This is a genomic window from Rhizobium sp. GN54 (assembly GCF_021026345.1).
In the GTDB taxonomy this organism is placed as follows: Bacteria; Pseudomonadota; Alphaproteobacteria; order Rhizobiales; family Rhizobiaceae; genus Mycoplana.
The window spans coordinates 945,665-970,904 of sequence record NZ_JAJNCZ010000001.1 but is presented as its reverse complement, the minus strand read 5'-3'; the positions used below and the strand labels follow the sequence as shown (position 1 = coordinate 970,904).

Genomic DNA, 25,240 nt, shown 5'->3' with positions numbered 1-25,240 from the left:
GAGGGGCAGATGTCCGAGGGCGCAGGCAGGCAGGGAATTGCGCTTTCGGACAGACAGAGGATCGCCTGGCTGCGGCTGATCCGCAGCGACAATGTCGGCCCGGTCACCTTCCGCGACCTGATCAACCATTTCGGCACGGCCGAGGCGGCGCTGGAGATGCTGCCGGAGCTTTCGCGCCGCGGCGGCGCCGTCCGGGCGATCCGAATCGCGAGCCGCGCCGACGCCGAGCGCGAACTCGACATGGCGGAGCGGCACGGCGCGGCCTTTGTCGGCATCGGCGAGCCGGACTATCCGGCACTCCTGCGCAAGATCGACGGTGCGCCGCCGTTGCTGGCGACGAAGGGCAACCGGAAGATCGCCTCGGACCTCGCCGTCGGCATCGTCGGCTCCCGCAACGCATCGATCGCTGGCGCAAAGTTCGCCGGCATGCTGGCAAGGGACCTCGGCGCCGCCGGCTATGCCGTCGTCTCCGGGCTTGCCCGCGGGATCGATACGGCCGCCCATCGCGCCAGCCTTGCCACGGGCACGATCGCGGCGCTGGCAGGCGGCCTCGACCGGCCCTACCCGCCCGAGAACGTCGGGCTCCTGGAGGAGATCGCCTCCGGCAACGGCCTCGCCGTCAGCGAGATGCCGTTCGGCTGGGAGCCAAGGGCGCGCGATTTTCCGCGCCGCAACCGGCTGATCGCCGGCATCGGCCTGGGGCTCGTGGTCGTCGAGGCGGCCAACCGTTCCGGCTCGCTGATCACCGCGCGCAATGCCGCCGATTTCGGCCGCCTCGTCTTTTCCGTGCCCGGTTCGCCGCTGGATCCGCGCGCCCACGGGACGAATGCCCTGTTGAAGGATGGTGCGATCGTGACGACGGGGGCGGCCGACATCCTGGACGCGCTGGCGCCGCTGCGCGAACCGGACCTGTTTTCAGGACCGGTCGGCGCCGACGAGCCACCGCGCGAGGACGTCACCCTGCCTCCCAGCGACGGCGACCGAGGCCGGATCGCCTCCGCGCTCGGCCCCACGCCCGTCGAGATCGACGAAATCATCCGCCACACGGAGCTGCCGGCCGCGAGCGTCTATCTCGTTCTCCTAGAACTGGATCTTGCCGGCCGCCTTCACCGGCACCCCGGCGGCCTTGTCTCGATCGCCGCCGATTGACAGCGGCCGCACGCCCGACTGGATGTCCCCCGCCTCGACATAGGCCATCTCGATCAGGTAGCGCAGCATCTCCGCGCCCTCCATGTCGGCGACGGCGCGAAGCTCGCCGAGCATCTGGCGAATATAGGCCACGTTCTCCTGCGTCCGCCCGGTGGGAGGCGCCGCAATGATGGGTTTGGTATTCATTTCCACATCCTGTCCGAATACCGTTGCGCAGCCGCACGTCATCGCCGCAGCTTTCACTCCCTGAAGACGATACAACCTTTATTTTAAATTGCAACACACTCAAGGACCCTCTTAGGTTGCATACCCTGAACGCCAGTTATTTTGGCCCTTCCTCTTGACCGGGACGTTTTCCCTGTTCATTTCGAGGGCCAAGACAACGCCGGCGCGCATCGCTAATCAGAAGGGCCATCCCGCCGGGAACGGCCCCCGGCACAGAGAACGACGATGAATGTTGTAGTGGTGGAATCGCCTGCCAAGGCCAAGACGATCAACAAGTATCTGGGTTCGGGCTACAAGGTGCTCGCCTCCGTCGGCCACGTTCGCGACCTGCCGGCCAAGGATGGATCCGTGCGTCCCGACGAGGACTTCGAAATGTCCTGGGAGGTCGACAGCTCGGCAGCCAAGCGCATGAAGGACATCGCCGACGCGGTGAAATCCTCCGACGGCCTGATCCTTGCGACCGACCCGGATCGCGAGGGCGAAGCGATCTCCTGGCACGTGCTGGACCTTCTGCGGAAGAAGAAGGTGATCGGCGACAAGCCGGTCAAGCGCGTCGTCTTCAACGCCATCACCAAATCGGCGGTGCTCGACGCGATGAAGGCGCCGCGCGACATCGACATGTCGCTGGTCGATGCCTATCTCGCCCGCCGCGCGCTGGACTACCTCGTCGGCTTCAACCTGTCGCCGGTGCTGTGGCGCAAGCTGCCGGGCGCGCGGTCGGCCGGCCGCGTACAGTCGGTGACGCTGAGGCTCGTCTGCGACCGCGAGGCCGAGATCGAGCGCTTCGTCTCCGAGGAATACTGGAACCTGTCGGCGCTCCTGAAGACGCCGCGCGGCGACGAGTTCGAGGCGAAGCTCGTCTCGGCCGACGGCAAGCGCCTGCCACCCCGCGCAGTCGGCAACGGCGAGGAAGCCAACCGGCTGAAGGACCTGCTCGAGGGCGCGGCCTACCGCGTCGAGAGCGTCGAGGCCAAGCCGACGCGGCGCAATCCGGCGCCGCCGTTTACCACCTCGACGTTGCAGCAGGCGGCCTCCTCCAAGCTTGGCTTCTCCTCCTCGCGCACCATGCAGGTGGCGCAGCGGCTTTATGAGGGCGTCGACATCGGCGGCGAGACCGTCGGTCTCATCACCTACATGCGTACCGACGGCGTGCAGATGGCGCCCGAGGCGATCGATGCGGCCCGCCGCGCCATCGGCGACCAGTTCGGCGACCGCTACGTGCCGGAAAAGGCGCGCTTCTACTCCACCAAGGCGAAGAACGCCCAGGAAGCGCACGAGGCGGTGCGGCCGACCGATTTCAACCGCGTGCCCGATCAGGTCCGCCGGTTCCTCGACCCGGACCAGGCGCGGCTGTACGACCTGATCTGGAAGCGTGCCATCGCCAGCCAGATGGCGTCGGCCGAGATCGAGCGCACCACCGTCGAGATCGACGCGGACAATGGCGGCAGGCATGCGGGCCTGCGCGCCACGGGTTCCGTCATCCGCTTCGACGGCTTCATCGCCGCCTATACGGACCAGAAGGAAGACGGCGAGCAATCGGACGACGGCGACGACGACGGCCGCCTGCCGGAGATCAATGCGCGCGAAGCCCTCGCAAAGCAGAAGATCAACGCCAGCCAGCACTTCACCGAACCGCCGCCGCGCTATTCCGAAGCCTCGCTGATCAAGAAGATGGAAGAACTCGGCATCGGCCGGCCCTCCACCTATTCGGCGACGCTGAAGACGCTCAGCGATCGCGAATATGTCACGATCGACAAGCGCAAGCTGATCCCCGAGGCCAAGGGACGGCTGGTGACGGCTTTCCTCGAAAGCTTCTTCACCCGCTATGTCGAATACGACTTCACCGCGTCCCTGGAAGAGAAGCTCGACCAGATCTCGGCCGGCGAACTGAACTGGAAGGACGTGCTGCGCGACTTCTGGCGGGACTTCATCGCACAGATCGACGACACCAAGGAACTGCGCGTCACCAACGTGCTGGATGCGCTGAACGAGATCCTCGCACCGCTTGCCTTCCCCAAGCGCGAGGATGGCGGCGATCCGCGCGCCTGCCCCTCCTGCGGCACCGGCAAACTGTCCTTGAAGCTCGGCCGCGGCAGCGGCGCCTTCATCGGCTGCTCCAATTATCCCGAATGCCGCTACACCCGCCCCTTCGGCGCGGAAGCGGCCAATGGCGAGGGCCAGGTCTCCAACGAGCCGAAGGCGCTCGGCAAGGATCCGCACACCGGCGAGGAGATCACGCTGCGCTCCGGCCGCTTCGGCCCCTATGTCCAGCGCGGCGACGGCAAGGAGGCCAAGCGCTCGAGCCTGCCCAAGGGCTGGGCGCCCGACAGCATCGACCATGAGAAGGCGGTGGCGCTGCTGTCGCTGCCGCGTGATATCGGCGCCCATCCCGAGACGGGCAAGATGATCTCGTCGGGGCTCGGCCGCTACGGGCCGTTCGTGCTGCATGACGGCACCTATGCCAATGTGGAGAGCATCGAGGACGTGTTCTCGATCGGCCTCAACCGCGCCGTCTCGGTGCTGGCCGACAAGCAGAGCAAGGGCGGCGGCCGCGGCCGCGGCGGCACGCCGGCGGCGCTGAAGACGCTCGGCGACCATCCCGACGGCGGGCCGATCACCGTGCGCGACGGCCGCTACGGCCCCTATGTCAACTGGGGCAAGGTCAATGCGACGCTGCCGAAGGGCAAGGATGCGCAGGCCGTGACGCTCGAGGAGGCGCTGGTGTTGATCGCCGAGAAGGCCGGCAAGGGTGGCGGCGCCAAGGGCAAGGCCAAGACCGCCAAGGCGAAGACCGCGGCCGCAAAGGCGGACGGCGAGAAGACCACGAAGGCGAAGACGACGAAGAAGGCCGCCGGCACGAAGGCCAAGGCTGCTGCGAAGCCCCGGAAGGCAAGCGCCAAGAAGGTAGACGAATGACGCATGACCCGCGCGACCGGTCGAGGCAGAGCAAGCGTCCCGGCCGCGCGGGCCGCGACCTGCCGCCGGGTGCCGAGATCCCGCTGATCCACGGCGAAATCCCGCCGCGCGAGGTGCTGCTGCGCTTCATCGCCGAACATCCGGACAAGGCCTCCAAGCGCGAAATCTCCAAGGAATTCGGGCTCAAGGGCGAAAAGCGGGTCGAGTTGAAGCAGATCCTGAAGAGCTTCGAGGAAGAGGGCCTGCTTTCGAAGCGGCGCAAGTCGCTGGTCCGCCCCGGCGCCCTCCCCCCCGTCACCGTGCTCGACATCACCACCCGCGACGTCACCGGCGATCTCATCGGCCGGCCCGCCGAATGGCTGGACGACCTCGGCGTGGCGCCGGCCGTGACGATCCGCCAGCCGAGCGTCGGCAAGTCGGCCGGCAAGGCGCCGGTCGCGGGCCTCGGCGACCGGGTTCTCGCCAAGATCTTCCCGGCCAAGGACCGTGGCGGCCCGGCCTACACGGCCCGCGTCATCAAGGTCCTCGACAAGCGCAAGAATGCCGGCATGGGCGTGTTCCGCGCCATGCCGGACGGCGGCGGCCGGATCCTGCCGATCGACAAGCGCGGCGAGGAACTTGCCGTCGATAGCGATTTCACGGCAGGAGCCAAGGACGGCGACCTCGTCGAGATCGACGTGCTCCGCATCGGCCGCTACGGCCTGCCGCGGGCGCAGGTAAAGTCGGTGATCGGCTCGGTCGCCTCCGAAAAGGCGATCTCGATGATCGCGATCCATGCACACGGCATTCCCCATGTCTTCCCCGACAGCGTGCTGAAGGAAGCCGCCGACGCCGGTCCCGCCACCATGGCGCACCGCGAGGACTGGCGCGACCTGCCGCTGATCACCATCGACCCCGCCGACGCCAAGGACCATGACGACGCGGTCTATGCCGAGGCCGACACGGCACCCGAGAACCCGGGCGGCGTGATCGTCACCGTGGCGATCGCCGACGTCAGCTACTACGTCCGCCCCGGTTCGGCGCTCGACCGCGAGGCGCTGAAACGCGGCAACTCGGTCTATTTCCCCGACCGCGTCGTGCCGATGCTGCCGGAGCGGATCTCCAACGACCTCTGCTCGCTGAAGGAAGGCGTAGACCGCCCCGCACTCGCCGTGCGCATGGTGTTTTCGAAGGAAGGCCGCAAGGCGAGCCACACCTTCCATCGCATCATGATGAAGAGCGCGGCCAAGCTTTCCTACCAACAGGCGCAGGCGGCGATCGACGGCGCGCCGGACGACAGGGCCGGACCGATCCTCGAGACGATCCTGAAGCCCTTGTGGCATGCCTACCGCGTGCTGACGGTCGGTCGCGATCGGCGCCAGCCGCTGGAACTCGACATGCCCGAGCGCAAGATCCTGCTGAAGGAGGACGGCACCGTCGACCGCGTGGTCGTGCCGCCGCGGCTCGACGCGCACAAGCTCATCGAGGAGATGATGATCCAGGCGAACGTCGCCGCCGCCGAAACGCTGGAGAAGCGGCAGCAGTCGCTGATCTACCGCGTGCACGATGCGCCCTCGCTTTCCAAGCAGGAGACGCTGCGCGAATTTCTCGGCACGCTCGACATCTCTCTCGCCAAGGGCGGCAACATGCGCGCCAACCATTTCAACGGGATCCTGAAGAAGGCCGAGGACAAGCCGTTCCAGCAGATGGTCAGCGAGATGGTGCTGCGCTCGCAGAGTCAGGCGATCTACAGCCCTGACAATATCGGCCATTTCGGCCTGAACCTGATGAAGTATGCCCACTTCACCTCGCCGATCCGCCGCTATGCCGACCTGATCGTGCATCGCGCGCTGGTGGCCTCGCTCAAGCTCGGCGAAGGCGGCATCACCATGGAGGAGGAGGCAGCACTTGACGACATCGCCGCCGAGATCTCCACCTTCGAGCGGCGCGCCATGGCCGCCGAGCGCGACACGGTGGACCGGCTGATCGCCCACCATCTCGCCGGCCGCATCGGCGAGGAATTCGCAGGCCGCGTCTCCGGCGTCACCAAGGCCGGGCTCTTCATCGTGCTGCCCGCCTATGGCGCCGACGGTTTCGTGCCCATTTCCACGCTCGGGCGCGACTATTATATCTACGACGAGGCGCACCAGGCGCTGTCGGGCGAGAAGACCGGGCTCGGCTACCGCCTCGGCGACGAGGTGCAGGTCAGGCTGGCCGAAGCCGTGCCGCTGGCGGGCGCGCTGCGCTTCGAGATGTTGAGCGAGGGCCGCCAGATGCCGACGGGCGTGCGCTCGTTCCACAAGGCCAACCGGCGTGACCGCGCCGGATCGCGGCGCCAGCCGGGAACGCGGCCGCCGCGCGGCAGGCGCTAGGTCATGCCGTGCAAAAGCGTGCGGCTGTTGGCAGCGAAGCAAGGGTTGTGACGATGCAGACGACATTCGAACAGAAGCGGACCGGACCGGCCACGGTGTATACGGAGGATCGGCCGACCGGTCGTTCCATCCGCCGCGGCCTGCTCTGCCGCTGCCCGCGCTGCGGCGAGGGCCGGCTGTTCAAGTCGTTCCTCAAGCCGGTCGACGCCTGTTCGGTCTGCGGCGAGGAAATGCATCATCACCGCGCCGACGACCTCCCCCCGTACCTCGTCATCACCATCGTAGGCCACCTCGTGCTTGGCGGTTACATGATGACCGACCTGATCCTGCCGTTCAGCACCTGGATGCACCTGGCGATCTGGGTGCCTGTGACGCTGCTCGGCGCGCTGGCGCTGATGCAGCCGGTCAAGGGCGGCGTCATCGGCCTGCAATGGGCATTGCGCATGCACGGCTTCGGCGGCCAGGAGCCTGCGCCGGAAGAAGGCCTGCCGCCGCGCGACGCCGACGCATGAGCGGGCAGCGGCCGCTGCGTCCGGTGGATGCGGCATCGGTCCTCCTCATCGACCGGTCGGACGATCGCTTTCGCGTGCTCGTGGGCAAGCGCAGCAACCGGCACGTCTTCATGCCCGACGTCTACGTCTTTCCCGGCGGGCGGCGCGATGCGTCCGATTCGCGCGTTCCCGTGCAGGCTCCGCTCCATCCGGCCGCCACCGAGCGACTGCTGCTGCGCACGCCAGTGCGGACCGGGGTCGCGACGCTGCGCGGGCTCGGCGTCGCCGCCCTGCGCGAGCTCTACGAGGAGGCCGGCCTAGTGGTCGGTGCAGCGGCGGCAGAAGCGCCCGGCGCGGGCGCCACCCCTTTTCGGCCGGACCTGTCGCAATTGCGCTTCGTCGCGCGCGCCGTCACCCCGCCCGGGCCGCCGCGCCGCTACGACACCCGCTTTTTCGCCCTATTTACCGACGATGTCGGGGTCGACCCCCAGGCGGTCCGGGACAGCCACGAGCTTTCCGACCTGCAATGGATTGACATCTTCCAGACATTGAAAGTCGATATGCCCGCGATCACGGTCTTCATCCTCGAGGAACTGAAGATTGCCCTCCGGAACGATCCGTCGCTGCCGTTCGGCGGTCAGGCGGCCTTCTTCCTGCACCGTCGTGGAAAACTTGTCAGGGACACACTCTAGAGCGATGGATTCTCGCATGCCAGATCCCAAGTCCGGGAGTGCTTCCACGCCCGACAGCATTCACTGGCGCTCGCTGATCGCAGCCATGGCCTCGATCGCCGCCGTCGGCATCGCAATCGGCCTCGGCCTGCCGCTGCTCAGCATCATCATGGAGAAGCGCGGCATCCCGACGACGCTGATCGGGCTGAATTCCGCCATGGCCGGCGTCGCCGCCATGCTCTGCGCCCCGTTCACGGCGCGGCTGGCGCACCGGTTCAGCACTTCCACCGTCATGGTGGCCGCCATCGTCCTTGCCGCCGGCAGTTCGCTCGGCTTCTACTACATCCAGAATTTCTGGCTCTGGTTTCCCCTGCGCATCGTCTTCCACGGCGCGACCACGATGGTCTTCATCCTCTCGGAATTCTGGATCAACGCCGCCGCCCCGCCGCGACGGCGAGGGCTCGTGCTCGGCATCTATGCCACCGTCCTGGCGCTCGGCTTCGCCAATGGTCCCCTGCTCTTCTCGCTGCTCGGCAGCGATGGTCCGCTTCCCTTCGCGGTCGGCGCCCTCGTCATCCTGCTTGCGGCCGTGCCGATCCTGATCGCCCGCAAGGAGAGCCCGGACATCTACGAGAAGCCGGAAATGCATTTCATGCGCTATATCCTGTTGGTGCCGACGGCGACGGCCGCCGTCTTCGTCTTCGGCGCGGTGCAGGTCGGCGGCCTGTCGCTGTTTCCGGTCTATGCCACCCGCGCCGGCTTCAGCGAATCGCAGGCGGCGCTGCTGCTGACCGTGATGGGCGTGGGCAATTTCCTGTTCCAGATTCCGCTCGGGCTGTTGTCCGACCATATGAAGGACCGGCGGCGGCTTCTGTCCATCATGGCGCTGGTGGGCATGGTCGGCGCGGCCTCGCTGCCGCTCCTGTCGCAGAACTGGTTGCTGATGGCGGTGGTGCTGCTCTTCTGGGGCGGCTGCGTCTCCGGGCTCTACACGGTCGGGCTCAGCCATCTCGGATCCCGGCTGACCGGCGCCGACCTCGCGGCCGCCAATGCCGCCTTCATCTTCTGCTATGCGGTGGGGACCGTCGCGGGGCCGCAGGTGGTGGGCGTCGCCATCGACGTCGCCGGCGACGACGGCTTTGCCTGGTCGATCGCCTTCTTCTTCGGCCTTTATGTCGCGCTTTCCCTCGCCCGCATGGTGTTTCGGCCAAAACGGGCTTGACTTTTCAGGCGGGATTCGTAGTTTCGCGCCACATTTGAAGCTCCAATGCCGTGGAACCGGACTGGTCGTCCACGGCTTCGTTTTTGTAAAGGCAGGACGACCATGGCCAAGGCTACCACCATCAAGATCAAGCTGCTGTCGACGGCCGACACCGGCTTCTTCTACGTCACGACGAAGAACAGCCGCACGATGACGGAAAAGATGACCAAGACGAAGTACGATCCGGTCGCGCGCAAGCACGTCGAGTTCAAGGAAACGAAGATCAAGTAATCCTTGTCGCTTCGGAACCTTCCGTAAGGCGCATCGCTCCGGCGGCGCGCCTTTTTCTTTGCGCGCAGTTCGTCGTCAGGACCACGACGGCCGCCGGCGGACGGAGCCCACCGACGCCCGCCCCTGAAATGCGAAACGCCGCCTCCTTGCGGAAGCGGCGCTGATCGGGGGCCGGCTGGGGAAGACAACGGCACGAGGATTCCGTTTATGTCGTCACCAGCCGGCCAACCCCACGACCCAGGAGATGCGGCGGACCTAGCATCATGGGGTAACTCGCGGCGGACTTTTCGCCCGCCTTTCCATAAAGATCGCGCGGAATTGGAAAAAAATCAATGAATTCTTGCGCGCCGCTGCAACAGTGTCAGCCGCGATGGTTAAATCGTTTCCCCGCACCGAGAGGATTCAGGCGAGGAAAACGCTCTTTACAGCAACAGTTCCGTGTGCCCCACTCAACAACCCGCGGATGTATGACTTCCGGCAGGGATGACCTGACGTAAGGTAAGCCCCAATTACCTCGCCACCAGAAGATCTTGAATACATTATCAAACCCGAACAATAATATAAATTGCCAAAAGTAGCCTATCCGACACTGTTTTTACGGCAGACCGGAGCGGCCGAACCGGCAAGACTTGCGCATTGCCAGGCGCCTCGAAAATTGACGCTGTGTCATTTTCCACCCAAATGAAGGGCAGAAAATCTGTGGATAAGTGAATTAGACGGGAAGACTGTGTCGATGTCGCCACGATTCGGTAGACCGGGCTGAAGCGACCGGGGTGCGTTTCAGGCCGCGGCGGCGACGACGCGGTTGCGGCCGGCGCGCTTGGCCTCGTAAAGCGCGTTGTCCGCCCGCTTCAGCAGCGTGTCGGGCGCGTCTCCCTGCGGCAGCAGCGAGGCGATGCCGATCGAGGCGGTGACCTTGAGCGGCACCCCTCCTGCCGAAAGGCGGAAAGGCTCCTCCTCGATCGTGATGCGCAGGCGCTCGGCCACCGCAGCCGCGGTCTCCGCCGACGTGTCGGGCATCAGCAGCACGAATTCTTCGCCGCCATAGCGGCAGGCGAGATCGGCGCCGCGCACGGCGGTGCGCAGCCGGTTGGCGAATTCGCGCAGGACCGCGTCGCCAACGTCGTGGCCATAGGTATCGTTGATCAGCTTGAAGCGGTCGATGTCGGTCATGCAGATCGACATCTGCCGGCCCCGGGCCACCGAGCGGTCGATCAGCAGCTTCAGGTGGCTGTCGAGATAACGCCGGTTGTGCAGCCCGGTCAGTCCGTCGGTGACGGCGAGTTCGATCGTCTGCTTCACGCTGGCGCGCAGGCGGTCGTTGTAGCGCTTGCGCCGGATCTGCGTCAGGCTGCGCGCCAGAAGCTCGTTGGCATCGACCGGCCGCATCAGATAGTCGGTCACGCCGAGATCGAGGGCGCGCACGATCATGTCGTCGTCGCCCTGCTCGGCGATCAGGAGGATCGGAAGGAACCGCGTCCGCTCCAGCGAGCGGAGCTGCGAGCACAGGCGAAGCGGGTCGAAATCGCTGAAATTGGCGTTGACGATGACGAGTTCGAACGGATGCTCGGCAGCATCGAATAGCGCCGCCTGCGGGTCCGACATGCAGGTGACGTCGGCGATCGGCTTCAGCGCGCGGACGATGCGTTCCTGCGAACTGGCCCTGCCGTCGACGAGCAGGACAGCCCCCGGCTCGTCGCCGATCGCAGCCCCCAGCCCCGTCTCCACGCCGATCGCTTCTGCCGTGGCCGCCCGCACGCGCAATTCGTCGGTCAGCGTCTTCAGCCGGACGAGGCTCTTGACGCGCGACATCAGCTGCAGGTCGTTGACGGGCTTGGTGAGAAAATCGTCGGCGCCGGCCTTCAGCCCCCGCACGCGGTCGGAGGGCTGGTCCAGCGCCGTCACCATGACGACCGGGATATGCGCCGTGCGCGGGTTTTCCTTCAGCCGCTCGCAAACTTCGAAGCCGTCGATCCCCGGCATCATGACGTCGAGCAGGATGAGGTCCACCTGCGTCCGCTCGCAGATCGCCAGCGCGTCGTAGCCGTTGTCCGCCGTCAGGACGTCGAAATACTCCGCCAGAAGCCGGGCTTCCAGGAGCTTCACGTTTGCGGGGATATCGTCAACGACGAGGATGCGCGCGGTCATCTGTCGGAATCCAGCCTCATGCGTCACCCAGGTAGGTCTTGATGGTCTCGATGAATTTCGGAACCGATATCGGCTTGGACACGTAGGCCTCGCAACCGCCCTGGCGGATGCGCTCCTCGTCGCCCTTCATGGCAAAGGCGGTGACGGCGATGACGGGGATGACGTGCAGTTCGTCGTCCTCCTTCAGCCATTTCGTCACCTCCAGCCCGGAGACTTCCGGAAGCTGGATGTCCATCAGGATCAGGTCGGGGCGATAGCGGCGCGCGAGATCCAGCGCCTCCATGCCGTTGCGGGTCTGGATGGTGCTGTAGCCCGAGGCCTCGATGAGGTCACGGAAGAGCTTCATGTTGAGCTCGTTGTCCTCGACTATCATCACCTGCTTCGGCATCACGTGTCCCTGCCCCTCGCTCCAGCCTTGCAACACCTCTGGAGATATATAAGTTGCCGTAATACCGACTTCACCCAGCGCGAACCTCGCGACAGTAGCGGCATTTGGTTGACTAAAAGGTAACTTTTCCGGGAAATTGCCATGCAAAGCCAAAAAGATACATCGGCCCAGGACGCCGAATCGACGGCGATCGCCGTGCTTGCCTGGCTCGCCGGCGAACCGGAACTCCTGTCCCGTTTTCTGTCGCTCACCGGCATGGATCCGGCCGGCCTGCGCGCCTCCGCCGGCGACCGCGGCTTCCTTTCCGGCCTGCTCGATTTCCTCATGGGCCACGAGCCGACGCTGATGGCCTTCTGCGAGGCGACCGGGACGACGCCCGAACGGGTGGTGCGGGCGCATGCGCTGCTGACCGGTCCGGGTGCTGCAGGCGAATGGTCATGACCGCCCGGCCAACCATGCCGCCCGGCACGGTCCCGCTCGACCATGTCCGGCTCGCCGACCGGCCGCTCCTGGTCTGCGACGTCGACGAGGTCGTGCTGGAATATCTCTCGCCGCTCGACGCCTTCCTGCGCTCGCGCGGCCACGAGCTGCTGCCGCGCTCGTTCCGCCTGCACGGCAACATCGTCGACAGCCGCACGGGCGAGGCCGTGCTGGACGCGGCGATCAAGGCCCTGCAGGAGGATTTCTTCGCCACCCAGGACGAATGGCAGAAGCCCGCCGAACGCGCGGTGGAAACGCTGGAAGCACTCGGAAAGGACGCCGACATCGTGTTCCTGACGGCGATGCCGCCGCGCCATGCCGAGGTGCGTCGCCGGCTGCTCCACCGTTTCGGACTGGATTTTCCGATGGTCGCCACGGAGACGGCAAAGGGCCCGGTGGTCCGTGCGCTGCATGGCGGGCGCCCGCTGCCGCTCGCCTTCGTCGACGACATCCCCTCCAACCACCATTCGGTGCGCGAGCATGCGCCGGATGCCCTTCTCTTGCGGCTGATGGCCAACCAGGTGTTTCTTGCCATGGCGCCGGATCCCGGCGAACACGTCATCGCCGCGCGCGACTGGCGCGATGCCGAACAGCGGATCCGCGCCCACTTCGAAAACCCCGCCGGCCGATGACGCACCCGTCCGGCACCGGCGGGCCGGTGCGGCGGCAGTGCGGCATGTGACGCGGCTATCCATGCGTTCCTCGCTGGACGGGCTTGAGACTCGCAAGTTTAGAGGCTAATCTGCGAATGTTCAATATTTGTTCCAGAGATGCAGCCAGACGAGACGCGCCATCCGGGTTTCTGCCGTGACTGCCTGACGGGGCAATCCGCGGGCATTCGCCGCTGCAGGCAATGCGGAAGCCCGCGCCTTCTCTACCATGACGAGCTCTACCGGCTGACGCTCGCCCATATCGATTGCGACGCCTTCTACGCCTCGGTCGAGAAGCGCGACAATCCGGAACTCGCCGACAAGCCGGTGATCATCGGCGGCGGCAAGCGTGGCGTCGTCTCCACCGCCTGCTACATCGCCCGCATCCACGGGGTGCGTTCGGCGATGCCGATGTTCAAGGCGCTGGAGGCCTGCCCGCAAGCCGTCGTGATCAAGCCGGACATGGAGAAATACGTGGCCGTCGGCCGCCAGATCCGCACCATGATGCAGGACCTGACGCCGCTGGTGCAGCCGCTGTCGATCGACGAGGCCTTTCTGGAACTGAAGGGCACAGAACGGCTGCATCACGACCCGCCGGCGCGCGTGCTCGCCCGTTTCGCCCGGCGCGTCGAACACGAGATCGGGATCACGATCTCGGTGGGCCTCTCCTACTGCAAGTTCCTCGCCAAGGTCGCCTCCGACCTGCAGAAGCCGCGCGGGTTCTCCGTCATCGGACAGGCCGAGGCGCTGGAGTTCCTCCGGACGAAGCCGGTGCGGCTGATCTGGGGCGTCGGCAAGGCCTTTGCCGAGACGCTGGAGTGCGACGGGATCCGCGACATCGGCCAGTTGCAGACCATGGAGGAGACCGAACTGATGCGCCGCTACGGCGTCATGGGCCGGCGGCTCTACCACCTCTCCCGCGGCCAGGACGACCGCGAGGTGCATGCGAACGACGCCGCCAAGAGCGTTTCCGCGGAAACGACCTTCTTCGACGACATCTCCGCCTATGACGACCTCGTCACCCACCTGCGCCGGCTCAGCGAGCAGGTGGCCGCGCGGCTGCGCAAGGCCGGCGTCGCCGGCCAGACCGTGGTGCTGAAGCTCAAGACCGCGGACTTCAAGGGCCGGACCCGAAACCGCAAGCTCGAAGATCCGACCATGCTGGCCGACCGGATCTTCCGGATCGGCCTGGAGCTTCTGAAGAAGGAGGCGGACGGGACGAAGTTCCGCCTGATCGGCATCGGGGTCAGCGATCTCTGCGACCCGCAGCGCGCCGATCCGCCGGACCTCGTCGATCCGCAGGCCGGCCGCCGGGCGGCCGCGGAGGCCGCCATCAACACGCTGCGCGACAAGTTCGGCAAGAAAAGCGTGGAGACGGGCTACACCTTCGGCAAGGACCGCCGATAGCGCGCCCTGCCGGGCATAAAAGGATTCTTAAAATCCAGGGCCTATCCTCGGCGCCTTCCCATGTATTGCGTCAGGGACGGGAAACATGCTTTTGCGCCTCGCAGCCGGGTTCGGCCTTATCGCCCTCCTCTCATCCACGGCACTTGCCGGAACGATCGAGGGACCGCTGCAGATCATCGTCTCGCGCGACCGGCAGACGCTGAAGGTCTATGACGGCGACACCGTCGTCGCGAGCTCGAACGTGTCCAGCGGCAAGGAGGGGCATGCGACCCCCACCGGCATCTTCTCGATCCTGGAGAAGAAGCGCATGCACCATTCCAACATCTACGACGACGCCCCGATGCCGTTCATGCAGCGGCTGACCTGGTCCGGGATCGCCCTGCACGCATCCGGCCACGTGCCGGCCTATCCGGCCTCGCACGGCTGCGTGCGCATGCCGGACAACTTCGCCAGGATGCTCTATCGCCTGACCCGGCGCGGCGGCCATGTCCTCGTCAACAGCGCCGACGTCGCACCGCACCGGGTGGAGCACCCTGCCCTCTTCCAGCCCGAAGGCGCCGAGCCGGAAAGGCAACTGCTCTCCGATGCTCCCCTGCGCCCGACGATCCTGGGTCCGACGATCCTGGGTCCGACGATTCCGGACCTGACGATCCCGGGCCCGACTCTGCCTGACCCGACCGGCGACAGCGTCGAGGTGGCGATGCGCGTCGCCGCACCGCCGGTGCAGGCAAAGCCGATGTACCGGCCGTCCGGAGACCCAATCCGCATCCTTATCACGCGGGCGACGCCGCGCGATACCATGAAGGACCTGCAGGCCCTGCTCGGCGAACTCGGCCATGACGCCGGCCCGGCCGATGGCGTGGCGGGCCAGCAGACCGCTATTGCCATCAAGGCTTTCCAGACCGCGGAAGGGATGACCGCCGACGGGGCGGCGAGCCCTGCCCTGATCGAGGCCGTCTTCCGCAAGGCCGGCCGCGACCTGCCGGCAAACGGCCAGCTGTCGGTGCGCAAGGACTTCGTCACCCTGCTGGAGGCGCCGGTGACGATCCGCGAGGAGCGCGCAGAACTCGGCACGCATTTCCTGCTCGCCCGCACATCCGCCGGCGGCGACGATCTCGACTGGTTCGGGGTGACGATGGACAATGCGCTTTCGACCCCGGCGCGCAAGCGCCTCGGCATCGCCGAGCCCGGATCATTCTCGGCACGCGCGTCGGATCCGATCCTGGAAGCGCTGGGGCGGATCGACATTGCCGCAGAGGTGCGCGGCGAGATCGAGGGCCTCGTCGGCGACGGCGCCTCGCTGACGATCACCGACACCGGCACCGAAGGCGAGACGGGCAAGGGCACCGACTTCATCACGCTGACGCGCCCGGGCCCCGCCGGATCGGGATACGCATCCTCGAGCGCCCGCTGGAAGAAGGAATCCTCGATCGTCGTGATCGAGTGAGGCGGGCGGGCACGGCAGCGCTCCGGCCGCCGTCTCAGGCCTTCGGGTGGTTCGGCGCGAACTCCGCGACCAGTTCGTGGCTCTCACCCGGATAGGTCAGACGCACATGCGTCACATAGGCGCCGCCGCTCCAGGTCCGGCGCTCGATGACGAGGCAGGCCGCGCCGTCGGCGATGTGCAGCAGGTCGGCGACGCGCCGGTCGGCCGCCACGGCGCGGATGCGATGCTCGGCAGCGCTCCACGGCACCTGGCTCAGCAGCCATTGCCCCGGCGGCGCCTGCTCGAATTCTTCCGCCGCCGCCTCCGGCACCGCCGAAAGGCTGATCGTGCGCTCCTCCAGGCAGAAGGGGCGCGCACCGGCATGGTGGACCACGACGAGATCGACGACCCGGGCGCCGGCCGGCAGGTCCAGCAGCTTGCGGTCCGCCGCCCGCACCGTCCGCTCCGAACGGGAAAGCCGCTGGTAGCGGTATGGCAGGCCCAGCGAGCGGACCTCCGCCTCGATGTCGTGGATCTCCAGGATCGCCGACTGCGCATGCGGGCGGGTGACGAAACTTCCCGACTTGCGCCGGCGCTCGATCAGGCCGCGCTTGACCAGTTCCGTCAGCGCCTTGTTGACGGTCATGCGCGAGCAGCCGTATTGCGCGGTCAGTTCATGCTCGAAGGGGATGCGATACCCCGGCGGCCATTCGCCCGACATGATCCGCCCCTCGACGTCCTCCATGATACGCCGGTGCAGCGAGGGCTCCTTCGGCGTCAGCGCAGGATCGGTGGTGTTGTCCATGCCCCTGTTCCATCCGCATTCTTCGGGCGCGCCACGCTCGGCGTGAGATCTCCGGCGGCCGCAACGACGGACGCCGCCGTCGCCGGCCATCGTATCCGCGCGAGGCCACCGAACGAAGCATCACGATTCTGGGCCGGCCTGCAACCACGGCGGTGCAAAACGGCGCTCAGTCGAGGCGTCTTGCGGTGCCGGGAGGCATCAGATAGAGGTGAACCCTTCTTTTTCAGGCATGAGGTCATCGGCATGGGAGCCGGCAAGTCAGCAGACAAATAGGCCGCAACGACATTTTTGTTGTTGCGGCGTTCTGTGAAGCCAGTCACATCCGATTGCTGACGAGCAGACGCCGCCGGTTTTTCCAATCGAGCGGATGATTCGTCATGACTATCACGCGCCCCAGGTGGGCCTATACCTTGCCGGCAGCGCTGCTGCTGATGGCACCCTTCGACATCCTCGCCTCTCTGGCGATGGATATCTATCTCCCCGTCGTTCCAGCGATGCCCGACATCCTCGGCACGACGCCATCCGTGATCCAGCTCACGCTCAGCCTCTATATGGTGGTGCTGGGCCTGGGTCAGGTGATCTTCGGGCCGGTCTCGGACCGCATCGGCCGGCGGCCGGTCCTGCTTGCCGGCGCGGCGATCTTCATCGTCGCCTCCCTTGGCGCTGCCTCGTCGTCTGGCGCCGCAGTCTTTGTCGGTTTCCGCATCCTCCAGGCAATCGGCGCGTCGGCGGCGATGGTGGCAACGTTCGCGACGGTTCGGGACGTCTACGCCGATCGGCCGGAAGGCGTCGTCATCTACGGGCTCCTTGGTGCCGTTCTGGCGTTCGTGCCCGCACTCGGCCCCGTCGCCGGAGCGCTGATCGGGGCGTATTTCGGCTGGCGCGCGATCTTCGTCACGCTGGCTGCGCTGGCGCTGGTCGCCATGGCGAACGCCGGGATCCGGTGGCACGAAACGGTTACTCCGGACCGGGCGAGCCCGCGTCGATCGGTGCTGCCGATCTTCGCCAGTCCGGCCTTCTGGGTCTACACAATGGCGTTCAGCGCCGGGATGGGCACCTTCTTCACCTTCTTTTCGACGGCGCCCCGCGTTCTCATCGGACGCACGGGCTTTTCGGAGATCGGTTTCAGCATGGCGTTCGCCACCGTCGCGCTCGTCATGGTCGCGACGACACGCTTCGCCAGGGCTTTCGTCGCCAGATGGGGCATCGCCGGATGCGTGGCGCGCGGGATGCTTCTGATCCTTTGCGGTGCGGCCCTTCTGGGCATCGGCGAGCTTTCCGGATCGCCGTCCTTCGTCAGCTTCATCGTTCCAATGTGGGTCGTCTGCATCGGGATCGTCGTGACCGTCTCGGTGACGGCCAACGGCGCGCTGGCGCAGTTCGATGATATCGCCGGCTCGGCGGTCGCCTTCTATTTCTGCATCCAGAGCCTGATCGTCGGCATCGTCGGAACGCTGGCGGTGACGATGCTGGATGGCGACACCGCCTGGCCCATCATCGGCTATGCTGCGACGCTGGCCGCGCTGGTGCTGCTCGGCCTGCGGCTGCTCCGGTCGCGCAGGCCGGATCCGGCGAGCCCATCGGCCTGACAGGCAGGTCGGCCAGGCGACGGGCGGACACATACGGGCCTATGCCGCAAGCTCTCGCATGACTTTTGCGAACCGGTCTGCGATCGCCGCGCGTGCGGCATGGTGGCCGTTTTCGACCAGCTTCTTCCCCGCCACCCAGACGGTGTCGGGGAAGGCGCCGCCCGAGAACACAAGCGCGTCGAGCAGCCTGTCGCCGGCAAGGTCGAGGTCGTGTCGGGCACGGAGGCTGACGAAATCGGCCGGCGCGCCGGCTGCGAGCCCCGTCCCGACGCCGAGGGCGGCCGCACCGCCGGCGGCCGCCCCGTCGAACAGGGCGCGGCCGGTGGAGCCGCCCGGCGCGGCGATCATGTTGCGGCCCCGGTGCAGCAGGCGCTGCGAATATTCGAGCTGGCGCAGTTCGTCGCCAAGGCCGATCAGCACGTTCGAATCCGAGCCGATACCGAAGCGGCCGCCACCGGCGACGAAGCGGATCGCGGGGAACGTCCCGTCGCCGAGATTGGCCTCGGTGATCGGGCACAGCCCGGCGATCGCGCCCGACGCCGCCATCCGGTCGGTCTCCGCGTCGCTCATGTGGGTCGCATGGATCAGGCACCAGCGGCCGTCGACCGGGGCATTGTCCAGAAGCCATTCCACCGGCTGCCGGCCGGACCAGGCGATGCAGTCCTCCACCTCCTTCACCTGCTCGGCGATGTGGATGTGGACGGGAGCGTCGCCGGCCATCGCGACGACGGCGGCCAGTTCCCCGGGGGTGACGGCCCGCAGGCTGTGCGGCGCCACGCCGGTGATGCCGCCCGGCAGCGCGGCGGTCAGGTCCCGGCAGCGGGCCAGAAGGCGCGCATAGGCATCGGGATCGTTGACGAAGCGGCGCTGGCCTTCGCCGGGATCGGCGCCGCCGAAGCCGGAATGGGCGTAGAAGACCGGCAGCAGCGTCAGGCCGATGCCGGTCGCCGACGCGGCGGCCACGATACGCGCCGCCAGTTCGGCGATGTCCGCATAGGGCCGGCCGTCGGCATCGTGGTGCAGATAGTGAAACTCGCCCACGCGGGTGAAGCCGGCTTCCAGCATCTCGACGTAGAGCTGCGCCGCCACCGCCTCGACCTGCTCCGGGGTCATCGACAGCGCGAAGCGATACATGACGGTGCGCCAGCTCCAGAAGCTGTCGCCGCCGGGCCCGCGCGTCTCGGCGAGGCCCGCCATCCCGCGCTGGAAGGCGTGGCTGTGGAGGTTGGCCATCCCCGGCACGATCGCACCATGGCGCTCGTCGTCCGGTTCGGCCGCAACGCCCTTCTCGACCGATGCGATCAGGCCGTCCTTCAGCGTCATGCGAACATTGCTGGCCCATCCCTCAGGCAGCAGCGCCTGCCCGGCGAAAATTGCTGTCACGGCATCGTCCTCCATCCTCGGGCGCAAAATCAGCCTTGCGTGATGATTAATATGTATATACATTATCTAGCATCAAGGAAAGAGCGAAACGATGTCCCAGATGCCCGCAGAGACGACATCAGCGAACGGCAGCGACACGGCGAAGCTGTGGCGGAACGCGAAGCTCGCGACCTTTTCCCCCTCCCTTCCGGGCATGGGGATCGTCGAACGGGGCGTGATCGCCGTGCGCGACGGACAGATCGCCTATGCCGGCCCCGAGGCGGAGCTTCCCGCGGCCCTGCGGCTGGCAGAGACGGTCGATTGCGAGGGACGCTGGATCACCCCCGGCCTGATCGACTGCCACACCCATCTCGTCCATGCCGGCACCCGCGCCAACGAATTCGAGATGCGCCTCGAAGGGGCGTCCTACGAGGAGATCGCCCGCGCCGGCGGCGGCATCGTCTCGTCCGTCAGCGCATTGCGGGCGTCCTCCGAGGACCGGCTGGTCGAGGAGAGCCTGCCGCGGCTCGACGCGCTGATCGGCGAAGGCGTGACCACGGTCGAGATCAAGTCCGGCTACGGGCTGGACCGCGACAACGAAACGAAGGCGCTGCGCGCAGCGCGCCGCCTGGGCGCGTTGCGCGACGTCACCGTGCGCACGACGTTCCTCGGCGTGCATGCGCTGCCGCCGGAGATGAAGGGCGACAAGGCCGGCTACATCGAGAAGGTCGTCTCCGACATGCTGCCGGCCATCGCCGAAGCGGGACTGGCCGACGCTGTCGACGGCTTCTGCGAGGGTATCGCCTTTTCGCCGGCGGAGATCGCCCGCGTCTTCGATGCCGCGAGCGCACTCGGGCTGCCGGTGAAGCTGCATGCCGACCAGCTTTCCAATCTCTCGGGTGCGGCCCTTGCCGCCTCCTATGGCGCGCTTTCGGCCGACCACCTAGAATATACCGACGCCGACGGCGCCATGGCCATGGCGCAGGCGGGCACCGTCGCGGTGATCCTGCCCGGCGCCTTCTATTTCATCCGCGAGACGAAGAAGCCGCCGATCGCGCTGTTTCGCGAACATGGCGTCCGGATGGCGATCGCCACCGACAACAATCCCGGCACCTCGCCGCTGACCTCGCTGCTTTTGACGATGAACATGGCCGCCACCCTGTTCGGCATGACGGTCGAGGAATGCCTCGCCGGCACCACGCGCGAGGCAGCGCGTGCACTGGGACTGCTTCATGAAATCGGGACGCTCGAGGCCGGCAAACGGGCCGACTTCGCGCTCTGGGACATCGGCCAGCCGGCCGAGCTCGTCTACCGCATGGGCTTCAACCCGCTTCACCGGCGCGTCTATCGCGGCCGCTGAGATCGAATGGCGGCCCTTCCGCCGCACCGGAGAGAACGCAATGACCATCATCCTGCACCCCGGCTCCGTGCCGCTGAAGGATCTCGAGACCATCTACTGGACGGGCGAACCCGCCCGCCTCGATCCCACCTTCGACGCCAGGATCGAGAAGGCCGCCACCCGCATCGCCGAGATCGCCGCCGGCAATGCGCCGGTCTACGGCATCAACACCGGCTTCGGCAAACTCGCCTCGATCAAGATCGACGCCGCCGACGTCGCGACGCTGCAGAAGAACCTGATCCTGTCGCATTGCTGCGGCGTCGGCGCGCCGCTGCCTGACAACATCGTCCGGCTGGTCATGGCGCTGAAGCTCGTCTCGCTCGGGCGCGGCGCCTCGGGCGTGCGCATCGAGATCGTCCGGCTGATTGAAGCGATGCAGGACAAGGGCGTCATCCCCGTCATTCCCGAGAAAGGCTCGGTCGGCGCCTCGGGCGATCTTGCGCCGCTCGCGCACATGGCAGCCGTGATGATGGGTCACGGCGAGGCCTTCTTCGACGGCAGGCGGATGGAGGGCGCGGCGGCGCTGGCCGCAGCCGGCCTCGTCCCGGTCGAACTCGCGGCCAAGGAGGGGCTGGCGCTGATCAACGGCACGCAGGCCTCCACCGCACTGGCGCTCGCCGGCCTCTTCCGCGCCCACCGCGCCTCGCAGGCAGCCCTGATCACCGGCGCGCTTTCGACGGATGCGGCGATGGGCTCGTCCGCGCCGTTCCATCCCGACATCCACACCCTGCGCGGCCACCGCGGCCAGATCGACACCGCCGCCGCCCTGCGCGCGCTCTTGGACGGCTCGCCGATCCGCCAGAGCCACATCGACAACGACGAGCGCGTGCAGGACCCCTATTGCATCCGCTGCCAGCCGCAAGTGGACGGCGCCTGCCTCGATCTCTTGCGCTCGGTCGCCCGCACGCTGGAGATCGAGGCCAATGCGGTGACCGACAACCCGCTGGTGCTGTCGGACAATTCGGTCGTCTCCGGCGGCAACTTCCATGCCGAACCGGTCGCTTTCGCCGCCGACCAGATCGCGCTCGCCGTCTGCGAGATCGGCGCGATCTCGCAGCGCCGCATCGCGCTCCTCGTCGATCCCGCCCTCTCCTACGGCCTGCCAGCGTTCCTGGCGAAGAAGCCCGGGCTCAATTCCGGCCTGATGATCGCCGAGGTGACCTCGGCCGCGCTGATGAGCGAGAACAAGCAGCTTTCGCACCCCGCCTCGGTCGATTCCACGCCCACCTCCGCCAACCAGGAGGACCACGTCTCCATGGCCTGCCACGGCGCGCGGCGCCTGCTGCAGATGACGGAGAACCTGTTTTCGATCATCGGCATCGAGGCGATCACGGCGGCACAGGGCGTAGAGTTCCGCGCGCCGCTTTCCACGAGCCCGGAACTGCAGAAGGCGATCGACGCGCTGCGGGCCGTGGTGCCGACGCTGGAGGTGGACCGCTACATGGCGACCGATCTGGCAGCGGCGGGCGAACTGGTGAGGACCGGGGCGCTGAACGGCGCTGTCTCCGCCGGCATCCTGCCGGCGCTGGAGGGGTGAGATGGTTGCCGTTGTGCCGTCAGGCCCCCCTCATCCGACCCTACGGGCCACCTTCTCCCCGCCGGGGAGAAGAGGGAACGGGCTGCACCGGCCCATTCCAATGCACCCGCTCGATGCGCAAGACGGCGATCTCATGCGCAGCCGCTCCGGCAAGCACCCTCTTCTCCCCAGCGGGGAGAAGGTGGCCGCAGGCCGGATGAGGGCGACTTTCCTCCACCGGTTCGCCAAGGAGACTTCCGCATGACCACCCCCGTCGTCGAAACCCGCCGGGGCACCTCTCCCGTCATCCTCGGCTTTCCGCATACCGGCACGGAGGTCCCCGCCGACATTTGGGCGCGCCTCAACGGCACCGGCAAGATCCTCGCCGATACCGACTGGCACATCCACGACCTCTATGACGGCCTGCTGGACGGCGTCACGACCGTCCGCGCCACCTTTCATCGCTACGTCATCGACGCCAACCGCGATCCGGCGGGTGCGAGCCTCTATCCCGGCCAGAACACCACCGGCCTCGTGCCGGAGACCGACTTCGACGGCAACGCGATCTGGAACGAGGGTCAGGCGCCGACGAGCGAGGACATCGTGGCGCGGCTCAGCGCCTTCCACGCGCCCTACCACGCGGCGCTCGCGGCCGAGATCGAACGGGTGAAGGCCATCCACGGCGTCGCCATCCTCTACGATTGCCACTCGATCCGCGCGCACATTCCCTTCCTCTTCGAAGGCAGGCTGCCGGACTTCAACATCGGCACCGACATGGGCCGGACCTGCGCGCCGGAGGTCGAAACGGCCGCCGTGGAAGTCGCAACGCGCGCAGAAGGTTACACCGCGATCCTCAACGGCCGATTCAAGGGCGGCTGGACGACGCGGCACTACGGAAAGCCGGAAACGGGCGTCCACGCCATCCAGATGGAACTGGCCCAGTCGACCCATCTTGCGGCGGAAGCACCGCCCTTCGCCTACGACGCGGGCAAGGCGGAGCGGCTTCGCGGCCACCTTCAAACCATTCTCGAGCGGATCGCGCGGATCGCGCCCGACCTCAAACCCTGAGCCGGAGGAAATGATGACCAATCCCCGACACAACATTCGCGACGTGCGCGCCCCGCGGGGCAACGAACTGAACGCCAGAAGCTGGCTGACCGAGGCGCCGCTGCGGATGCTGATGAACAATCTCGATCCGGACGTGGCGGAGAACCCGCATGAACTGGTGGTCTATGGCGGCATCGGCCGGGCGGCGCGGACATGGGACGATTTCGACCGGATCGTCGCGACGCTGAAGGACCTGAACGAGGACGAGACCCTGCTCGTCCAGTCCGGCAAGCCGGTCGGCGTGTTCCGCACGCACAGGGACGCGCCGCGCGTTCTGATCGCCAATTCCAACCTCGTGCCGCACTGGGCCACCTGGGACCACTTCAACGAGTTGGACAAGAAGGGGCTTGCCATGTACGGCCAGATGACGGCCGGCTCGTGGATCTATATCGGCACCCAGGGCATCGTGCAGGGCACTTACGAGACCTTTGTCGAGGCCGGCCGCCAGCATTATGAAGGCAATCTCAAGGGCAAGTGGATCCTGACCGGCGGCCTCGGCGGCATGGGCGGCGCGCAACCGCTTGCCGCCGTCATGGCCGGGGCCTGCTGCCTTGCGGTGGAATGCGACGAGACCCGCATCGATTTCCGCCTGCGCACCCGATATGTCGACGAGAAGGCCACGTCGCTGGACGAGGCGCTCGCGATGATCGACCGCTGGACGAAGGCCGGCGAAGCCAAATCCGTCGGCCTGCTCGGCAACGCCGCCGAGATCTTCCCCGAACTGGTGCGCCGTATGAAGGCCGGCGGCCCGCGGCCCGACATCGTCACCGACCAGACCTCGGCCCACGATCCGTTGAACGGCTACCTGCCGATCGGATGGACCGTGGCGGAGGCGAAAGCCAGGCGCGAGAGCGATCCGAAGGCGGTGGAGGCCGCGGCACGCGCATCGATGAAGACCCATGTCGAAGCCATGGTCGCCTTCTGGGATGCCGGCGTGCCCACCCTCGACTATGGCAACAACATCCGCCAGGTCGCCAAGGACGAGGGACTGGAAAACGCCTTCGCCTTCCCCGGCTTCGTGCCGGCCTATATCCGTCCGCTGTTCTGCCGCGGCATCGGTCCGTTCCGCTGGGCGGCCCTGTCCGGCAATCCGGAGGACATCTACAAGACCGATGCCAAGGTCAAGGAACTCTTGCCGGACAACAAGCATCTGCACAACTGGCTGGACATGGCGAAAGACCGCATCGCCTTCCAGGGCCTGCCGGCGCGCATCTGCTGGGTCGGTCTCGGCGACCGCCACAAGCTCGGCCTCGCCTTCAACGAAATGGTGCGAAACGGGGAACTCTCCGCCCCTGTTGTCATCGGCCGCGACCATCTCGACTCAGGCTCGGTCGCCTCGCCCAACCGCGAGACGGAGGCGATGCAGGACGGCTCGGACGCCGTCTCCGACTGGCCGCTGCTGAACGCGCTGCTCAACACGGCCTCGGGCGCCACCTGGGTGTCGCTGCACCACGGCGGCGGCGTCGGCATGGGCTTCTCCCAGCACTCCGGCATGGTGATCTGCTGCGACGGCTCTGATGATGCCGACCGGCGGCTGGAACGCGTGCTCTGGAACGACCCGGCCACCGGCGTCATGCGCCACGCCGATGCGGGCTACGACATCGCACTCGATTGCGCCAGGGACAAGGGCCTGCGCCTGCCCGGTATCCTCGGGAACTGACTGAAAAC

Annotated in this window: 21 protein-coding genes; 16 read left to right on the top strand and 5 right to left on the bottom strand. The window is 66.9% G+C overall.

The window, feature by feature from the left end; translation table 11 throughout:
* Positions 1–9: 9 nt before the first annotated feature.
* The gene (gene dprA / locus LQK81_RS04605; protein ID WP_230803808.1) at positions 10–1,149 is read left to right on the top strand and encodes a DNA-processing protein DprA; all 1,140 of its coding nucleotides are present in this window, start codon (positions 10–12) and stop codon (positions 1,147–1,149) included.
* On the opposite strand, the gene LQK81_RS04600 is transcribed toward dprA, so the two are convergent.
* Positions 1,081–1,335, bottom strand: a complete 255-nt coding sequence (locus LQK81_RS04600) for a hypothetical protein (RefSeq protein ID WP_230803807.1) — start codon at positions 1,333–1,335, stop codon at positions 1,081–1,083. The two genes, dprA and LQK81_RS04600, sit on opposite strands and share 69 nt — an antisense overlap.
* 264 nt (positions 1,336–1,599) lie before the next feature.
* Here LQK81_RS04600 and topA point away from each other — a divergent pair, with 264 nt between their 5' ends.
* From topA to rpmG, 6 genes are all read left to right on the top strand, one after another.
* The gene (gene topA / locus LQK81_RS04595; protein ID WP_230803805.1) at positions 1,600–4,290 is read left to right on the top strand and encodes a type I DNA topoisomerase; all 2,691 of its coding nucleotides are present in this window, start codon (positions 1,600–1,602) and stop codon (positions 4,288–4,290) included.
* Entirely contained in the window at positions 4,287–6,641 is a 2,355-nt protein-coding gene (rnr, locus tag LQK81_RS04590) for a ribonuclease R (protein ID WP_230803803.1), read from the top strand. The genes topA and rnr overlap by 4 nt, the downstream gene beginning before the upstream one ends.
* A gap of 53 nt (positions 6,642–6,694) precedes the next feature.
* A complete protein-coding gene (locus LQK81_RS04585; protein WP_230803801.1) occupies positions 6,695–7,153 on the top strand; it encodes a DUF983 domain-containing protein in 459 nt (152 codons plus the stop codon).
* A complete protein-coding gene (locus LQK81_RS04580) occupies positions 7,150–7,824 on the top strand; it encodes an NUDIX hydrolase (protein ID WP_230803800.1) in 675 nt (224 codons plus the stop codon). Before LQK81_RS04585 ends, LQK81_RS04580 begins: the two co-directional genes overlap by 4 nt.
* Positions 7,825–7,840: 16 nt before the next feature.
* Positions 7,841–9,025, top strand: coding sequence for an MFS transporter (locus LQK81_RS04575; protein ID WP_230803799.1), 1,185 nt, complete (start codon positions 7,841–7,843; stop codon positions 9,023–9,025).
* Positions 9,026–9,127: 102 nt separating this feature from the next.
* Complete coding sequence (rpmG, locus tag LQK81_RS04570; protein ID WP_097138867.1) at positions 9,128–9,295, top strand: 50S ribosomal protein L33; 168 nt, start codon at positions 9,128–9,130, stop codon at positions 9,293–9,295.
* A 780-nt stretch (positions 9,296–10,075) separates the two neighbouring features.
* On the opposite strand, the gene LQK81_RS04565 is transcribed toward rpmG, so the two are convergent.
* Positions 10,076–11,443, bottom strand: coding sequence for a PleD family two-component system response regulator (locus LQK81_RS04565; RefSeq protein ID WP_230803798.1), 1,368 nt, complete (start codon positions 11,441–11,443; stop codon positions 10,076–10,078).
* A 16-nt stretch (positions 11,444–11,459) separates the two neighbouring features.
* Positions 11,460–11,831, bottom strand: coding sequence for a response regulator (locus tag LQK81_RS04560; protein ID WP_097138872.1), 372 nt, complete (start codon positions 11,829–11,831; stop codon positions 11,460–11,462).
* Positions 11,832–11,972: 141 nt separating this feature from the next.
* Between LQK81_RS04560 and LQK81_RS04555 the strand changes: the two genes are divergently transcribed.
* The 4 genes from LQK81_RS04555 to LQK81_RS04540 all read left to right on the top strand — a co-directional run bounded on the left by LQK81_RS04555 (position 11,973) and on the right by LQK81_RS04540 (position 15,815).
* The gene (locus LQK81_RS04555) at positions 11,973–12,272 is read left to right on the top strand and encodes a DUF3572 domain-containing protein (RefSeq protein WP_230803797.1); all 300 of its coding nucleotides are present in this window, start codon (positions 11,973–11,975) and stop codon (positions 12,270–12,272) included.
* Complete coding sequence (locus LQK81_RS04550; protein WP_230803796.1) at positions 12,269–12,943, top strand: hypothetical protein; 675 nt, start codon at positions 12,269–12,271, stop codon at positions 12,941–12,943. Before LQK81_RS04555 ends, LQK81_RS04550 begins: the two co-directional genes overlap by 4 nt.
* Before the next feature lie 138 nt (positions 12,944–13,081).
* On the top strand, positions 13,082–14,368 hold the full coding sequence (locus tag LQK81_RS04545; RefSeq protein WP_230803795.1) for a DNA polymerase IV: 1,287 nt from the start codon (positions 13,082–13,084) through the stop codon (positions 14,366–14,368).
* An 85-nt stretch (positions 14,369–14,453) separates the two neighbouring features.
* Positions 14,454–15,815 (top strand): L,D-transpeptidase family protein, encoded by a 1,362-nt coding sequence (locus LQK81_RS04540; RefSeq protein ID WP_230803794.1) that lies wholly within the window; start codon positions 14,454–14,456, stop codon positions 15,813–15,815.
* A gap of 34 nt (positions 15,816–15,849) precedes the next feature.
* On the opposite strand, the gene hutC is transcribed toward LQK81_RS04540, so the two are convergent.
* Positions 15,850–16,599 (bottom strand): histidine utilization repressor, encoded by a 750-nt coding sequence (gene hutC / locus LQK81_RS04535; protein WP_230803793.1) that lies wholly within the window; start codon positions 16,597–16,599, stop codon positions 15,850–15,852.
* 377 nt (positions 16,600–16,976) lie between these two features.
* Here hutC and floR point away from each other — a divergent pair, with 377 nt between their 5' ends.
* Entirely contained in the window at positions 16,977–18,188 is a 1,212-nt protein-coding gene (floR, locus tag LQK81_RS04530) for a chloramphenicol/florfenicol efflux MFS transporter FloR (protein WP_230803792.1), read from the top strand.
* A gap of 39 nt (positions 18,189–18,227) precedes the next feature.
* Here floR and LQK81_RS04525 read toward each other — a convergent pair whose 3' ends face one another.
* Positions 18,228–19,571 carry a formimidoylglutamate deiminase gene (locus tag LQK81_RS04525; RefSeq protein ID WP_230803791.1) on the bottom strand — a complete coding sequence of 448 codons (1,344 nt, stop codon included), beginning with the start codon at positions 19,569–19,571 and terminating at the stop codon, positions 18,228–18,230.
* A gap of 193 nt (positions 19,572–19,764) precedes the next feature.
* Here LQK81_RS04525 and hutI point away from each other — a divergent pair, with 193 nt between their 5' ends.
* From hutI to hutU, 4 genes are all read left to right on the top strand, one after another.
* Positions 19,765–20,910: an imidazolonepropionase gene (gene hutI, locus LQK81_RS04520; RefSeq protein ID WP_442967075.1), complete on the top strand. Its 1,146-nt coding sequence runs from the start codon at positions 19,765–19,767 to the stop codon at positions 20,908–20,910.
* 40 nt (positions 20,911–20,950) lie between these two features.
* Positions 20,951–22,486 carry a histidine ammonia-lyase gene (gene hutH, locus LQK81_RS04515; RefSeq protein WP_230803790.1) on the top strand — a complete coding sequence of 512 codons (1,536 nt, stop codon included), beginning with the start codon at positions 20,951–20,953 and terminating at the stop codon, positions 22,484–22,486.
* A 240-nt stretch (positions 22,487–22,726) separates the two neighbouring features.
* Positions 22,727–23,533: an N-formylglutamate deformylase gene (gene hutG, locus LQK81_RS04510; RefSeq protein WP_230803789.1), complete on the top strand. Its 807-nt coding sequence runs from the start codon at positions 22,727–22,729 to the stop codon at positions 23,531–23,533.
* 13 nt (positions 23,534–23,546) lie between these two features.
* Positions 23,547–25,232, top strand: coding sequence for a urocanate hydratase (gene hutU, locus LQK81_RS04505; protein ID WP_230803786.1), 1,686 nt, complete (start codon positions 23,547–23,549; stop codon positions 25,230–25,232).
* The last annotated feature ends 8 nt before the right edge of the window (positions 25,233–25,240 follow it).